The 15,100-nt window shown below is 53.2% G+C and carries 11 protein-coding genes and 1 tRNA gene; 4 read left to right on the forward strand and 8 right to left on the reverse strand.

From position 1 onward, the window contains the following. Positions 1-251 precede the first annotated feature (251 nt). On the reverse strand, positions 252-1,289 hold the full coding sequence (locus AC07NP_RS03580; RefSeq protein ID WP_494659604.1) for a virulence RhuM family protein: 1,038 nt from the start codon (positions 1,287-1,289) through the stop codon (positions 252-254). Between the two features lie 136 nt (positions 1,290-1,425). After that, a complete protein-coding gene (locus tag AC07NP_RS03585; protein ID WP_301700247.1) occupies positions 1,426-1,716 on the reverse strand; it encodes a SymE family type I addiction module toxin in 291 nt (96 codons plus the stop codon). Between the two features lie 128 nt (positions 1,717-1,844). Between AC07NP_RS03585 and AC07NP_RS03590 the strand changes: the two genes are divergently transcribed. Beyond that, on the forward strand, positions 1,845-2,006 hold the full coding sequence (locus AC07NP_RS03590) for a YlcI/YnfO family protein (RefSeq protein ID WP_494659605.1): 162 nt from the start codon (positions 1,845-1,847) through the stop codon (positions 2,004-2,006). A gap of 80 nt (positions 2,007-2,086) precedes the next feature. Here AC07NP_RS03590 and AC07NP_RS03595 read toward each other — a convergent pair whose 3' ends face one another. Then, entirely contained in the window at positions 2,087-3,184 is a 1,098-nt protein-coding gene (locus tag AC07NP_RS03595; protein ID WP_494659606.1) for a hypothetical protein, read from the reverse strand. Positions 3,185-3,318: 134 nt separating this feature from the next. Next, positions 3,319-3,413: transfer RNA gene (locus tag AC07NP_RS03600), tRNA-Sec, on the reverse strand. A gap of 278 nt (positions 3,414-3,691) precedes the next feature. Here AC07NP_RS03600 and AC07NP_RS03605 point away from each other — a divergent pair. Then, positions 3,692-5,086 carry a glycoside-pentoside-hexuronide family transporter gene (locus AC07NP_RS03605; protein WP_494659607.1) on the forward strand — a complete coding sequence of 465 codons (1,395 nt, stop codon included), beginning with the start codon at positions 3,692-3,694 and terminating at the stop codon, positions 5,084-5,086. Between the two features lie 12 nt (positions 5,087-5,098). Next, positions 5,099-7,417 (forward strand): alpha-xylosidase, encoded by a 2,319-nt coding sequence (yicI, locus tag AC07NP_RS03610; RefSeq protein ID WP_494659608.1) that lies wholly within the window; start codon positions 5,099-5,101, stop codon positions 7,415-7,417. 150 nt (positions 7,418-7,567) lie between these two features. On the opposite strand, the gene AC07NP_RS03615 is transcribed toward yicI, so the two are convergent. Further along, complete coding sequence (locus AC07NP_RS03615; RefSeq protein WP_494659609.1) at positions 7,568-9,292, reverse strand: AsmA family protein; 1,725 nt, start codon at positions 9,290-9,292, stop codon at positions 7,568-7,570. A 121-nt stretch (positions 9,293-9,413) separates the two neighbouring features. Next, positions 9,414-10,805, reverse strand: a complete 1,392-nt coding sequence (xanP, locus tag AC07NP_RS03620) for a xanthine/proton symporter XanP (RefSeq protein WP_192614080.1) — start codon at positions 10,803-10,805, stop codon at positions 9,414-9,416. A 226-nt stretch (positions 10,806-11,031) separates the two neighbouring features. Here xanP and gltS point away from each other — a divergent pair, with 226 nt between their 5' ends. After that, entirely contained in the window at positions 11,032-12,237 is a 1,206-nt protein-coding gene (gene gltS, locus AC07NP_RS03625) for a sodium/glutamate symporter (RefSeq protein WP_203359563.1), read from the forward strand. A gap of 41 nt (positions 12,238-12,278) precedes the next feature. Here the strand turns inward: gltS and recG are convergent, their stop codons facing one another. Then, a complete protein-coding gene (gene recG, locus AC07NP_RS03630; protein WP_494659610.1) occupies positions 12,279-14,360 on the reverse strand; it encodes an ATP-dependent DNA helicase RecG in 2,082 nt (693 codons plus the stop codon). After that, positions 14,357-15,100 (reverse strand): tRNA (guanosine(18)-2'-O)-methyltransferase TrmH, encoded by a 744-nt coding sequence (trmH, locus tag AC07NP_RS03635; RefSeq protein ID WP_494659611.1) that lies wholly within the window; start codon positions 15,098-15,100, stop codon positions 14,357-14,359. Before trmH ends, recG begins: the two co-directional genes overlap by 4 nt.

Here is a 15,100-nt window from a genome sequence, read left to right on the forward strand (position 1 = left end):
ATGTGAAATGCAACGCGTCGCTGATAGATTATGGATGCCAGCGACGTCACGCTCCAGCAGGAGCATGACTAACTAAGATCCGGCGGCAGGCATTGTAACAGAAGCGGCAGAACGCTGAGTAGGCGCGCCTTGGTGTATAGGTGCTATGGTGTAGCGGGCGCAAAGGTTGGATTCAAATACCGGGTAAGATAAATCGGTAGAGTCATGTGCATTCGCGAAAAATATGTTTGCTTGTTCAGGGGGGGGCTGGGCTACTTCTTCGCTTCGTTTTTCCACTGTAGCAAACTGGAAATATTCTTCTCGCCTTCGGCTTCTTTCAGTCGACGCTGCTGATTTTCAAACTGAATATATTCTGCCTGTGCTTTTTCATCCGCCATTTTCTTGCTGATCTTGCCTGAACCTTCCAGCACTTCACGGTCGTTAAACTGCAGGAACTGATCCAGCTTGTTTTGCCAGTCTTGTAAAAACACCTGCTGGCGACGTCTTGCCTGATCTTCGGCAAAGTCGAGCCACATATTGACGATCCGATTAAGCTCCTTCACTTCATTCTGATTAAGGTAATTTTTCGCGACGGTTACATCACTTTTACGGATCTCCTCGCCTTTATAGCTGGTTAAGCCCATATGCGGTTGATTAGCATCGGCACGCTGGTGAATCAACTCCGCAGCAGTATGGCCTGTGCAGGCAAAATGCAGTTTATTCTGGATGATCTGAAAAAATTGCGTCGTTTCGTTGAGTGAGGGTTGGTAGTCCGACGCTAGTGCAAAAATTTCCCGCACCCGTAAATAAACCCGACGTTCGCTTGCGCGGATATCACGGATGCGCTCCAGCATCTCATCGAAATAGTCGGGTACGGAAGATGAGTTGACCGGCGGATTCTTCAGCCGCTCATCGTCCATGACAAATCCTTTAACCAGATATTCCCGCAGCGTTCGGGTGGCCCACTGACGGAATTGCGTGCCGCGCACGGAGCGGACGCGATAACCGATGGCGAGAATGACGGGCAGGCTATAGTGAAGTGTGTTGCGATTTACCTGGCGCTGGCCTTCCTGTTGAACTTGTAAGTAAGCCTTACAAGTTGCTTGTTGTTCAAGCTCACCTTCTTCATAAATCGATTTAATATGTTGCGTAATGGCCTGAGGCGTTACCTGGTAAAGGTTCGCTATGGCTGCTTGTGAGAGCCATAGCGTTTCATGTTCAAAACGACAAGTAATATGAACAGTGCCGTCTTCACTGGCAAACATGACAAATTCCCCTGATGGGGATGGGGTTACGCTTTTATCTGCCATGTCGCCTCCGCTTTAATTCGACGTACTACGCTGTAGAACGCTTAGTATGCCAGAGATTGATTCTGATCCTGCTAATTCAAACGTGGTTTTGCGAGCAGCTTTCCAGAGGAATATCACCATATCTGGCTGACTGCAATTAGTGCGCGAACGACATCGCCCCTTCAATCTCTTTCAGCTTCCGTTGCGCCGCTTTCAACTCCGCAAGCAGCGTTTGCTCTTGTTCGCTCCCGGTCATCAGAACAAGACATCCCTCCGCGACTTTTACCGTCACCTGTTGCCCGGTATCAAATCCCGCGTCTCGTAACCATTTCCCTGAAAGCGTCAGGCTGGGTGTGCTTTTATTCGTTCCCTGCGGGCGATATCCCACAATGAGCGTGCGATCGGTTTTTGCAATCGGGGTGTCTGGGGTAGAATGCGGATCAGCCATAATCAACTCCTTGATAGTTGGTGAGGTTAGACGCCCTTTAGTGCTCCAACACTGCTGGGCGTTGTCAAAATTACGAACCCATGTGGTAGGTACCACATGCAGATAAACTAACCGAAATGGTACCTACCATGCAAGAGAAAAAGAAACCCAATTTTGACCGTACTAAAAGCACGATGAAGAACATCCGTTTTGAGGATGAGCTTCTGGAGCAGATCGAGAAAGCAGCGGGGAAAGGGAATTTTAGTAAGTGGGTTAAAGAGGCTTGCATGCTTAGACTGAAACACGAGTAAATGGAACCTATATCATTAACGGACTTTAAAGCTGTGCATGTTTAATAATATGCACAGCTTATTTAAAAGGATAGGATACATTAAAATAATGTAATCAATCTCAATATTTTTTTTGATGGGATATATTCTATCCCTGCCAATAACTTCACTGGTTTATTATTTTGTGTATTAATAAACTCTAAAAGGATATTGAATTTGGATGTGTTGTATTCTGTATTGTATGACATTGAGTATATATAATTTGAGTTAATTTTCTGTTTTATCTCATTAGCTAACTCTTGAGACGATATATTCTCCAACCCTGCGGACAGAAGAGAACCGATTTTATTGTCGCGAATATATTTTAGTTTGGCCTCATCGACGACAATATTCATTGTGTTTAGTTCTTGTATATCTAAATGAATTGCGTTTAGAGAAAATTGAGTATCGACTTTAAAACCATCTATCACAGGTCTTTCTATTTTATATGACAATAAAATACCATATAGATCAGAATTAACACTTTTACAAACAAAACCACTATTCTCAAATGGATAACCACTAATATTTACATCTTCGGAGTCAATTCTATCAGGCTCATGCCCTTGTATAATAATGTTTTTATGTTTTATAAATAAATCAACTAACATTGTAGACAAAACTGTCTTTAGGCGAGATGTGTAAGACATATCAGCATAGCCAATATATGGGAGGTAATTCTTTAAATTTTCATCAAAGGCATTAAACATCTCATTTGATAAGTTGTTTATATATACCATATAATACTGTGTGCTATGCTTATACTCTGAGTTATTTCTTATAACAAGAGTTTCAAGTAAAAATTCGCAGAGCAAACCTTGATCGAAATGATTGCCTAAATAATCGCCTACCAATATACTATGACTACTTTTTTTGTTAAATATCGGTATTATTTTTTTGAATACTTCATTTCCATACCAATCACTTTCTATTAGCGATGAGTCAAAAACCAAAACAATATCTTTTTTCTTTTTATCAGGTATTAGCGCATTCTTCAAATCATCATAATTAATATTTTTATTTTTCAGAGACTGTACAAGGTATTTTTTAAAATGATAGATTTGTACGCGAATATTTTCTGGAGTCAAAGAAAAATAATCACGAAAAACTTCTAGCATGATGTTACCTCGTGCATTTAACGTATGAATCACAGTATCCATGGTAATTCCTTTTAATTAGGCGATCTGAATATATTCCCTACATTAGTGTAACACGTTATCTTGAATAGGTTATTACCTCTCATATGAGAGGTGCAATTTAACTAATGCTTGAAATGATATCGAAGAATGAATTTTGGCGGAAGATCACAGGAGTCGAACCTGCCCGGGACCGCTGGCGGCCCCAACTGGATTTGAAGTCCAGCCACCTCACCGGAGATGACGATCTTCCGCGCCTCGATTGCTACATGGAGGCGGGGCGCATTATAGCTACTTCCTGGCGTTTCCACATCACTAATCACACTTTTTTCCGTACCGTTTCGTCTTACTATGATCGGTTTCATATAAATCCTTATAAAATCCATTAGTTACATCTTCACCTCTCCGGCAGCGCTACACCGATCACAGAAAACAAGAATCGTAAGTTGATAACAAAATAACGGAATACTCGCGCCCACAAGTATGGTTTACAACGTCTGTAACCGGTCTCATAGCACCAAGGATAAGCAGATGAAAAGTGAATTGTTATCCGTTAAAGAGAAGATTGGCTACGGCATGGGTGACGCCGCCAGCCACATCATTTTTGATAACGTCATGTTGTACATGATGTTTTTCTATACCGACATTTTTGGTATTCCCGCTGGCTTCGTCGGCACCATGTTCCTGCTGGCGCGTGCGCTGGATGCCATCTCTGACCCGTGCATGGGTCTGCTTGCCGACCGTACCCGCAGCCGTTGGGGCAAGTTCCGTCCGTGGATTTTGTTTGGCGCCATCCCGTTCGGCATTGTCTGTGTGCTGGCCTACACCACGCCGGATCTCAGCCTGAACGGCAAAATGATTTACGCCGCCGTTACCTACACGCTGCTGACCCTGCTTTATACCGTGGTGAATATTCCGTACTGCGCGCTGGGCGGCGTGATCACTAACGACCCGACGCAGCGTATCTCCCTGCAATCCTGGCGCTTTGTGCTGGCGACAGCGGGCGGCATGCTCTCCACGGTGCTGATGATGCCGCTGGTGAAACTGATTGGCGGCGACGACAAAGCTTTTGGCTTCCAGGGCGGGATCGCGGTGCTCTCCGTGGTGGCATTTCTGATGCTGGCGTTCTGCTTCTTTACCACCAAAGAACGTATCCAGGTGCCGCCGAGCACCACTTCCATGCGTGAAGACCTGCGCGACATCTGGCAAAACGACCAGTGGCGCGTCGTTGGCGCGCTCACCATTCTCAACATCCTTGCCGTCTGCGTGCGCGGCGGTGCGATGATGTACTACTGCACCTGGATCATGGGCTCGCCGGAAATCTTCGTCGCGTTCCTCACCACCTACTGCGTCGGCAACCTGATTGGCTCCGCGCTGGCAAAACCGCTCACCGACTGGAAATGTAAAGTCAGTATCTTCTGGTGGACCAACGCTGCACTGGCGGTAGTGAGCGTGGCGATGTTCTTCGTGCCGATGCAGGCCACAATCCTGATGTTCGCCTTTATCTTCGTGATTGGCGTACTGCACCAACTGGTAACGCCGATCCAGTGGGTCATGATGTCCGACACCGTCGACTATGGTGAATGGACCAACGGCAAACGCCTGACCGGCATCAGCTTCGCAGGCACGCTGTTCGTGCTGAAACTCGGCCTGGCGCTGGGCGGGGCGATGATTGGCTGGATGCTGGCAGGCGGTGGCTACGATGCCGCAGCCAAAACGCAGAACAGCGCTACCCTCAGCATCATCATTGGCCTGTTCACCCTGGCGCCAGCGGTCTGCTACGTACTGAGCGCGATTATCGCCAAACGCTATTACACGCTGAAAACGCCATTCCTGACCAAAATTATGGGTGAGCTGGCGCAAGGCGCGCGCCGCAACCAGCAGGCGTTTGAAACCCTGCCGGTCAGCAAAGAACTGCAGAACTAAGAGGATAAAAGTATGAAAATCAGTGACGGTAACTGGCTCATTCAGCCGGGCCTGAATGTGACGTATCCGGTTCAGGTGTTTGATGTGGAGCAGCAGGGCAACGACCTGGTGGTGTACGTTGCGCCGCGCGACGTGCGCGAACGCACCTGGCAGCTCGACACATTGATGTTTACGGTTCGCCTGTTCTCGCCGCAGGAAGGGATTGTCGGTGTACGCATCGAGCACTTCCAGGGTCAGCTTAATAACGGTCCGCACTATCCGCTGAACGTGCGAAAAGACGTGAAGGTTGAGATTGAAAACAACGCGGAATTTGCCGTGCTGAAAAGCGGCAACCTCAGCGTGCGTGTCACCAAGGGCGAGTTCTGGGCGCTGGATTTTCTGCGCGATGGGCAGCGCATCACCGGCAGCCAGCTGAAAAACAACGGCTACGTGCAGGACGGGAATACCGGCCGCAACTACATGTTTGAGCGCCTGGATCTGGGCGTCGGCGAAACGGTGTACGGCCTGGGCGAGCGCTTTACCGCGCTGGTGCGTAACGGTCAGACGGTTGAAACCTGGAACCGCGACGGCGGCACCAGTACCGAGCAGTCGTACAAAAATATTCCGTTCTATCTGACCAACCGCGGCTACGGCGTGCTGGTGAACCATCCGGAAAACGTCTCCTTTGAAGTCGGCTCCGAGAAAGTCTCTAAAGTGCAGTTCAGCGTCGAAGGCGAGTCTCTGGAATATTTCGTGATCGACGGCCCGACCCCGAAACAGGTGCTGAACCGCTATACGCAGTTCTCCGGGCGTCCGGCGCTGCCGCCCGCGTGGTCATTCGGCCTGTGGCTCACCACCTCGTTTACCACCAACTACGATGAAGCAACGGTCAACAGCTTTATCGACGGTATGGCGGAACGCAATTTGCCGCTGCATGTTTTCCACTTTGACTGCTTCTGGATGAAGGCCTTCCAGTGGTGTGATTTTGAGTGGGACCCGGTGACCTTCCCGGACCCGGAGGGGATGATCCGCCGCCTCAAAGCCAAAGGGCTGAAGGTCTGTGTGTGGATAAACCCGTACATTGGCCAGAAATCGCCGGTGTTTAAGGAACTGAAAGAGAAAGGCTATCTGCTCAAACGCCCGGATGGCTCTCTGTGGCAGTGGGACAAATGGCAGCCGGGCCTGGCGATTTATGACTTCACCAATCCGGATGCCTGTAAATGGTATGCCGACAAGCTGAAAGGCCTGGTGGATATCGGCGTCGACTGTTTTAAAACCGACTTCGGCGAACGTATTCCGACCGATGTGCAGTGGTTCGACGGTGCCGATCCGCAGAAAATGCACAACCATTATGCGTACATCTACAACGAACTGGTCTGGAACGTGCTCAAAGAGACCGTCGGCGAAGAGGAGGCGGTACTGTTTGCGCGCTCCGCGTCCGTCGGTGCGCAAAAGTTCCCGGTACACTGGGGCGGCGACTGCTACGCCAACTATGAATCGATGGCGGAGAGCCTGCGCGGCGGGTTATCTATCGGCCTCTCCGGCTTTGGTTTCTGGAGCCATGATATTGGCGGGTTCGAAAATACCGCACCAGCGCATGTCTACAAACGGTGGTGCGCGTTTGGGTTGCTCTCCAGCCACAGTCGCCTGCATGGCAGCAAATCCTACCGGGTGCCGTGGGCGTACGACGACGAATCCTGCGATGTGGTGCGCTATTTCACTGAACAGAAATGCCGGATGATGCCGTATCTGTACCGGCAGGCGGCGCTTGCTCGCGAGTGCGGTACGCCGATGCTGCGCGCCATGATGCTTGAATTCCCGGACGATCCCGCCTGCGATTACCTCGACCGCCAGTACATGCTGGGGGATTCCGTGATGGTGGCACCGGTGTTCTCTGAAGCGGGCGACGTGCAGTTTTATCTGCCGGAAGGCCGCTGGACGCACCTGTGGCGCAATGACGAGGTCGCGGGTGGCCGATGGCACAAACAGCTGCATGACGTCCTGAGTTTGCCCGTGTACGTGCGAGACAACACCCTGCTGGCGCTGGGCTGCAATAGCCAGAAGCCGGATTACGCCTGGCATGAAGGCACCGCTTTCCAGCTGTTCCACCTGGAAGAGGGGCGTGAAACGTTCTGCGAAGTTCCTGCCGCAGACGGTTCGGTTATCTTCACGCTAAAAGCGAAGCGTACCCACAATACGCTCACGGTAACGGGCGAAGGCGACGCGCGCGACTGGACGCTGTGCCTGCGTAACATCCTGCAGATCGCTGACGTGAAAGGCGGCTCTTACGCCAGCAGCGAGTGGGGTGTGGTGGTGAAAGCGGCAGGAAATGAGCTGGTGATTCACCTGTGATGCTGTTCCCCTCTCCTCAAAGGGGCGAGGGGATGTGTATGGTGCCGGAGTTTGATGTGTAGGCCGGGTAAGGCGAAGCCGCCACCCGGCGTTTTTGTTGGCACCTGAGCCTAAAATTGCCCGGTGGCGCTGTGCTTACCGGGCTTCGTTTCAGGGCTGGGGTGAGGGGGGAGTCGCAGTCGGAACTGCAGCCGGAACCGTCGACACTACGCCCCCCGTCATCGTCTGCTCGACCTGCTGTTTCTCTGTATTCAGAGCGTGTAACTGACCGTTCACCGTGGGTTTCAGCGGCGTATCGGCCTGAACTGTGCCGCTGGCGGTGAGCTGGATATTGCCATCGCCAGAAATCGGTAATGCTGGCCAACCCCACGGCTGCAGGATGTTCACCGGAACACCTCGTCCGTTCAGGCTTATCTGGGTCTGACGCTGCGACACCTGTGAAACGCTGGCGGTAGCTTCCAGCAATCCTCTCTCGGTGTAGCCACTCAGTTCACTGATGTTAATCGTGCTGCTGTTTGCCGTCAGCGCCAAAGAGGGGCGACGCACATCCACGCGATTAAACGTACCCACCGCAGCGTTAAATGTGGCGTTTCCACTCCACACGCCCCACTGATGGTCTTGTACCAGCCCCAGGTTTGTGCCGTAGCTGTCCAGCGCGGTGAGCTGCCATGGGAATGTGGGATCAACATCAATCACCAGATTGCGGCTGGCGTTGAATTTCTTCAGCGTCAGGCTGTTGAGCCAGCCTGGCAATGGTTTCATCCACAACTGTTTCCAGTTTGTCGGCAGGGTGTATTCCAGCCCGGCAATGGCAGTATCGTCGAGAACGAGTGCTTTACCGGAACGCAGCCAATGACCGGATGTGCGGATCATGCCGCCTTCCCAGCGGGTGGTGAACTGACGTAGCGCGATGCCGTGCGGAGAAAACTCCGCATTTAAGATGGGATCGAAGAGATGCAGCGAACCATAGATGAACTCGCTGGCATTCATCGACAATTTGCCCTCCTGCGTCTGCCAGTCATCTTTGCTGAAGGTCAGGCTGCGCAAGCTGAGGTCAAGATCGGTCACTGCCCAGTCCGGGCCTTGCAGGCGTGCGTCGGTCACCTCAAGGCGGCCAATCTGCAGGGACGGGATGCTCGTGAGCGGCGAAAAGAATTCCGCCAGCACTTTGTCGCTTTGTAAGCGGATGTCGTTCAGACGAAGGCTATCAACGATCCAACTGCCGTCCGCATTTCGTCGCGCCACGCCGGTTAATGCGCCGCGTGCGACGTCTGCGCCAATGTTGCTAAGTGTCACCTGTTCTTTGTCGATGCTGCCTTCAATCAGCACGTTAGTGGCGGGGATGTCGTTCAGCGTCAGCGAGCCTGCACTGAGCTGGATCTGTGCTTTGCTGCCGAGCACCCGGCCCGCTTCAGGATTCCAGGGGATCACGCCACCGTCCACCCGTTGCGCGCTCAGGTTCCACTCGCTGCCGGGACTGTTGAACGCCATATCGTGCAGCTCTAAGCGATCGGCCCGGAAGGGAAGCGGCGCCGTTTGCGAGGAGATATTCAGCGTCCCGTCTTTAAGCAGGATGGTGTCAACATGCTGGGGATCGGTCAGTTGTCGGCTACTGAGTCCGATATCCACGGTTTTTGCGACTAACGTGGCAGGCTGACCATCCCGGCCAAAGGTGACGTTCTCCAGCAGGATGTGGGAAGGGGAGGAAAAACGGTGATCCATCGCATCAAAGGCCACGTGGTAGCCGCTATTTTCAGAGATCCAGTTGCTGACGCGTTCTGCTCCCCAGCGGGTTTGCAGCAGAAAATAGAGCACGATAACCGCCACCAAAAAGGCGATCAGCACGTAGATAAGCAGCTTTCCAATAAATTTCATGGTCTTCCATCCCGCGAAGTGCACATAACTGAGTTATGCACGATTTAGGCGTAATCCTCAAGGCGGGAATAGTGAAAGAGCGTTTCTGTGGCGGCGATTGTCGATCGCCGCCACATTCCGCTTACGGCTTTTCTGGCGGGAAAATCAGGTTCAGAACGATTGCGGTGATACCGCCGGCGGCAATCCCGGAGGAGAGCAGGTTTTTCACCCAGTCCGGTGCAAATTGCAGGATCAGCGGCTGTTGGGAAACGCCTAGACCTACCGCCAGCGACAGGGCGATAATCAGGATAGCGCGACGGTTCAACGGTTCGCGCGACACGATACGCACCCCGGAGGCGGCGATAGTACCGAACATCACGAGAGTTGCTCCGCCGAGCACGGGTTCTGGAATGTGTTGCACAAAACCGCTCACTGCCGGGAAAAGGCCCAGGACAATCAGCATCAACGCGACAACAAAGCCAACATAGCGGCTGGCAACGCCCGTCAATTGGATCACGCCGTTGTTTTGACCGAAGCAGGAGTTCGGGAAGGTGTTAAACACCGCAGAGACAAACGAGTTCAGGCCGTTAGCCAGCACCCCGCCTTTCAGACGTTTCATATACAGAGGCCCGGAAACGGGTTGCTCAGAAACATCGGAGGTGGCGGTAATATCGCCAATGGTTTCCAGTGAGGTGATCATAAAGACCAGCATCAGCGGCAGCAGAAGATTCCAGTCAATGCCCAGTCCGTAATACAGCGGCGTTGGCACCATGATGACATCCTGCGTGGTCGGGGCGGTATTTTCCGGCAGCATGCCCATAAACCATGCCATCGCGTAGCCTGCGGCCATGGCGATCACCAGCGAAGCAACCCGCAGGTAGGGGTTACGCTGACGGTTAAGCAGAATGATCAATGCCAGTACGACCCCCGCCAGCAGCAGGTTTTTCGGTGAGCCGAAGGTGTTGTCGTTCATCGCGGCATAACCACCGCCGATGGACGTCAGTCCGACCTGAATCAGCGACAGGCCGATGATCATGACCACCACACCGGAAACCAGCGGGGTAATGATACGGCGCGCGAGATGCAGTACGCGGGAGAGAATCATTTCGGTGCAGCTTGCCAGCATCAGTGTACCGAACAGCGCCGCCATCATCGTGGGAACATCCGCCCCCCCGGTTTTCAGCGCCGTGCCGCCCATAATCAGCGGGGCGACAAAGTTGAAACTGGTTCCCTGAATCGAGAGCAACCCCGAGCCTACCGGACCCCATGCTTTAATTTGAATAATAGAGGCCACACCGGAGGCGAACAGCGACATGCTGATAATGTGTTGAGTATCCTGGGCCGGCAAACCGAGCGCCTGGCAGATTAACAGCGCGGGCGTGATGACTGCGACGAACATTGCCAGCAGGTGCTGAGACGCGGCAAAAAGAGTTTGAGGAAGCGGCGGACAATCTTCAAGACGGTAAATCAGTTCGCTGTTTTGAGTCTGCGCAATCGGTTGCGCATTTTCTGACTCGACAGTGTTAACAGACATCAGAGGCAATCCCGTGGTGTAAAAGCGGGCATTTTATCCGACCTGGTGGCAAAAGCAAACGTTTGCTAATCGTTATTCTTAATATTTAAAACAGATAAAATCACCTTTTTATATAACTTTTGTACCTTTTCTGATTAAAATCCATGCCGATTACTCGTTAAGAGCTGAGAAATGACCGAGGAATATATCGTTCGCGATGAGCGATGCGTACTTAAAGGAGCTTAATATGTTTCATCTCGATACTTTATCGACACTTGTTGCCGCAACGCTGACGTTGCTGCTGGGACGCAAGCTGGTCCAGTCTGTCTCCTTTCTCAAGAAATACACCATTCCTGAACCGGTTGCTGGTGGATTACTGGTGGCAATCGCTCTGCTGGTGCTGAAAAAGAGCATGGGCTGGGAAATTGATTTTGATATGAGTCTGAAAGACCCGCTGATGCTGGCGTTCTTTGCCACCATTGGTCTGAACGCTAACATTGCCAGCCTGCGTGCAGGTGGCCGTGTCGTCGGCATCTTCCTGATCGTGGTGGTGGGTTTACTGGTGATGCAAAACGCCATCGGCATCGGTATGGCCAGCCTGTTGGGGCTGGATCCGTTGATGGGGTTGATTGCGGGTTCAATTACCCTTTCGGGCGGACACGGCACTGGGGCGGCATGGAGCAAGCTGTTCATCGAACGCTATGGCTTTACCAATGCGACGGAAGTGGCAATGGCGTGCGCAACCTTTGGTCTGGTGCTGGGGGGGCTGATCGGTGGTCCTGTGGCGCGTTACCTGGTGAAGCACTCCACCACGCCAGACGGTATGCCGGACGATCAGGAAGTGCCGACAGCGTTTGAGAAACCGGACGTTGGGCGCATGATCACCTCACTGGTGCTGATCGAAACCATTGCGCTTATCGCCATCTGCCTGACCGTCGGCAAAGTGGTTGCCCAGATGTTGGTGGGAACCGTGCTGGAACTGCCGACATTCGTCTGCGTACTGTTCGTCGGTGTGATCCTCAGTAACGGACTGGCGCTGGCGGGCTTTTATCGCGTGTTTGAGCGGGCGGTTTCGGTGCTGGGCAACGTGAGTCTCTCACTGTTCCTGGCGATGGCGTTGATGAGCCTGAAGCTGTGGGAACTGGCTTCGCTGGCGTTGCCGATGCTGGCGATTCTTGTGGTGCAGACGATCTTCATGGCGCTGTATGCCGTGTTTGTCACCTGGCGCATGATGGGTAAAAACTACGATGCCGCTGTACTGGCTGCCGGGCACTGTGGTTTTGGTCTTGGCGCGACGCCGACGGCGATCGCCAATATGCAGGCGATTACCGAGCGCTTTGGTCCGTCGCATATGGCGTTTCTGGTGGTGCCGATGGTGGGGGCATTCTTCATCGATATCGTCAACGCGCTGGTGATTAAGCTGTATCTGTTGTTGCCGATTTTTGCGCAATAAGGACAATGCGGCGGTGTGAAAACCGCCGCGCTGTTTTAGCTTCAGGCGTTGGAGTAACGTTCGGTTTCCGGCATCCAGCGCTCGATCAACGCCGTAGCCTGTTGTGGATAACGTTCGTGAATATGGCGCGCAATGCGCTGAACTTCCGGAATAATGGCCTGATCGCGCAGTAAATCCGCCACTTTAAATTCAGCGCTTCCCGTCTGACGGGTTCCCAACAATTCGCCGGGTCCGCGGATCTCCAGGTCTTTTTGCGCAATCACAAAACCGTCGTTGCTGTCGCGCAGAACCTGCAGGCGTGTCTGCGCCGTTTTTGACAGGGGAGATTTGTAGAGCAGGACGCAGTGCGAGGCCACTGCGCCGCGACCGATGCGTCCGCGCAGCTGGTGCAATTGCGCAAGCCCCAGACGCTCCGGGTTTTCAATAATCATCAGGCTGGCGTTGGGAACATCCACCCCCACTTCAATGACGGTGGTCGCAACCAGAAGATGAAGATCGCCCTGCTTAAAGGCAGCCATGATCGCCTGCTTCTCGGCGGGTTTCATTCTCCCGTGCACCAGACCAATGTTCAGCTCAGGCAGGGCAAGTTTCAGTTCTTCACTTGTGGCTTCCGCCGCCTGCGCTTCTAACAGATCCGACTCTTCAATCAGCGTACAAACCCAGTAAGCCTGGCGTCCTTCGTGGGTACATGCGTTACGCACCCGGTCAATAATATCGCTGCGGCGGGTATCCGGAATGGCGACAGTGGTGACCGGCGTGCGGCCCGGCGGCAGTTCGTCGATCACCGAGGTGTCGAGATCGGCATACGCTGTCATCGCCAGAGTGCGTGGAATCGGTGTCGCGGTCATGATCAACTGATGCGGGTGGAACCCTTGTTGCTGACCTTTCTCCCACAGCGCCAGGCGCTGATGTACGCCAAAACGGTGCTGTTCGTCGATGATCACTAAAGCAAGGCCGTTAAACTGCACCTGTTCCTGGAAAATGGCGTGAGTACCGACCACCATTTGTACCTGACCGCTGGCGATGGCGTCCTGTTGCGCAAGACGCGCTTTGCCTTTTTGTTTACCGGCCAGCCAGCCCACTTCAATGCCGAGCGGGGCAAACCAGTGGCGGAAGTTATTGGCGTGTTGTTCCGCGAGCAGTTCGGTCGGGGCCATCATCGCCACCTGTTTGCCGTGGGCAATCGCCCGCAGCGCGGCGAGTGCCGCAACCAGCGTTTTACCGGAGCCGACATCACCCTGCACCAGGCGCATCATTGGCACATCCAGCGCCATGTCGCGTTCGATTTCCGCCACCACACGCGTTTGCGCCCCAGTCGGTTTAAAGGGCAGTGAATCAAGAAAACGATTTTTGAGTTCGCCTTGCGCACTGAGCGACAGAGCGTGATATCGCTGCGCTCCGGCACGCAGCGCCAGCATACTCAGGTTATGCGCCAGTAATTCTTCCAGGATCAGCCGCCGCTGCGCCGGGTGTTGCCCGGTTTCCAGGTCGCTGAGCTGGAGCGATGGCGGCGGACGGTGCAGTGTGCGTAATGCCTCCGGCAGACTCATCATACCCTGTAGAAGTTCTGGCGGTAACAGTTCGGCAATGGCGCAGGTATCCAGTAAATCCAGCGCCTGATCGGTGAGTTTGCGCAGCGTTGCTTGTTTTATCCCTTCGGTGGTCGGGTAAACGGGGGTGAGCGTCTCCTGCAACTCCGGCGTGCTGAGATCGCCCTGAACGCGGTATTCCGGGTGGAACATTTCAGCCCCGTATTTTCCGCGCTTTGCTTCTCCGTAGGCCAGTACGCGGCGACCTGTCGCCAGGCTGTTTTTCATTGCCGCACTGAAATTGAAAAAACGCATGGTGAGGATGCCAGAGCCGTCGCTGATCTGACAGGTCATCATCCGGCGACCGCCAAACGTGATGTTGCAGTTCAGCACTTCCCCTTCTACGGTGGCGTAAACGCCCGGCAGCAGTTCGCCTATCGGATAGAGATGGGTACGATCTTCATAACGCAGTGGAAGGTGCAGGAGGAGATCCTGTACGGTATGCAGGCCAATTTTCGCCAGTTTACTGCTTTGTGCTGCGCCAACGCCCGTTAGTGAACTGAGCGGAACAGCATCTAACAGGCGCCCTTTCATTTACGCTTTATCCTTCCCGCCGCCTCGATGCAACGTGGATGATTTTGCGTAATATTGGAAGCCTGCATGGTTGCCCACCATGCAGCATCGGCTTCAATTTCGCCTTGCGCATTCACATGGGGGTAAGGCAGGTCTTTGCGTTTAGCCACGTTCGCCAGTACCGGATAACCGCCTTCAAACAGCAGACGCTGCTGCTCGTCTTCCGGCAGCATACTGTTCTCACGTCGGTACATGCCCGCGTTTTGCCGCTGGCGCTGTGCTTCGTAGAGAATCAGTGCCGAAGCGACAGAGACGTTGAGTGACTGCACCATACCAATCATCGGGATGATAATGTCCTGATCCGCAAGGTCTAATGCTTCTTGCGTGATGCCGGTTTTCTCTTGCCCCATCAGAATACAGGTCGGGCGGGTGTAATCAATCTCGCGAAAATCGACGGCTTTGTCTGAAAGGTGAGTGGCCAGAATCTGCATGTCCTGGCTTTTCAGGTGGGAGACGGCGTCGCTAATGGTGCGGTGAGTCTTCACCTGCACCCAGCTGTTGCTTCCCGCCGCCGAAGAGGCCATGGTGCGCATACGGCTACCTGGCCAGACGGCGTGAACTTCATGTACGCCAACGGCATCTGCGGTACGGATAATCGCAGAAACGTTATGAGGTTTATGGACCTGCTCCATGCAGACGGTCAGATCAGGCTGACGCCTGGCGAGCATCTCGCAGATACGCGCATAACGCTGTGCATTCAT

The sequence above is a fragment of the Citrobacter sp. GW821-FHT07H02 genome (assembly GCF_059418505.1).

Coding starts and splice junctions, on each gene's coding strand:
- AC07NP_RS03580 (WP_494659604.1), bottom strand. CDS start 1,289: ATGGCAGATAAAAGCGTAACCCCATCCCCATCAGGGGAATTTGTCATG.
- AC07NP_RS03585 (WP_301700247.1), bottom strand. CDS start 1,716: ATGGCTGATCCGCATTCTACCCCAGACACCCCGATTGCAAAAACCGAT.
- AC07NP_RS03590 (WP_494659605.1), top strand. CDS start 1,845: ATGCAAGAGAAAAAGAAACCCAATTTTGACCGTACTAAAAGCACGATG.
- AC07NP_RS03595 (WP_494659606.1), bottom strand. CDS start 3,184: ATGGATACTGTGATTCATACGTTAAATGCACGAGGTAACATCATGCTA.
- AC07NP_RS03605 (WP_494659607.1), top strand. CDS start 3,692: ATGAAAAGTGAATTGTTATCCGTTAAAGAGAAGATTGGCTACGGCATG.
- yicI (WP_494659608.1), top strand. CDS start 5,099: ATGAAAATCAGTGACGGTAACTGGCTCATTCAGCCGGGCCTGAATGTG.
- AC07NP_RS03615 (WP_494659609.1), bottom strand. CDS start 9,292: ATGAAATTTATTGGAAAGCTGCTTATCTACGTGCTGATCGCCTTTTTG.
- xanP (WP_192614080.1), bottom strand. CDS start 10,805: ATGTCTGTTAACACTGTCGAGTCAGAAAATGCGCAACCGATTGCGCAG.
- gltS (WP_203359563.1), top strand. CDS start 11,032: ATGTTTCATCTCGATACTTTATCGACACTTGTTGCCGCAACGCTGACG.
- recG (WP_494659610.1), bottom strand. CDS start 14,360: ATGAAAGGGCGCCTGTTAGATGCTGTTCCGCTCAGTTCACTAACGGGC.
- trmH (WP_494659611.1), bottom strand. CDS start 15,100: ATGAATGCACAGCGTTATGCGCGTATCTGCGAGATGCTCGCCAGGCGT.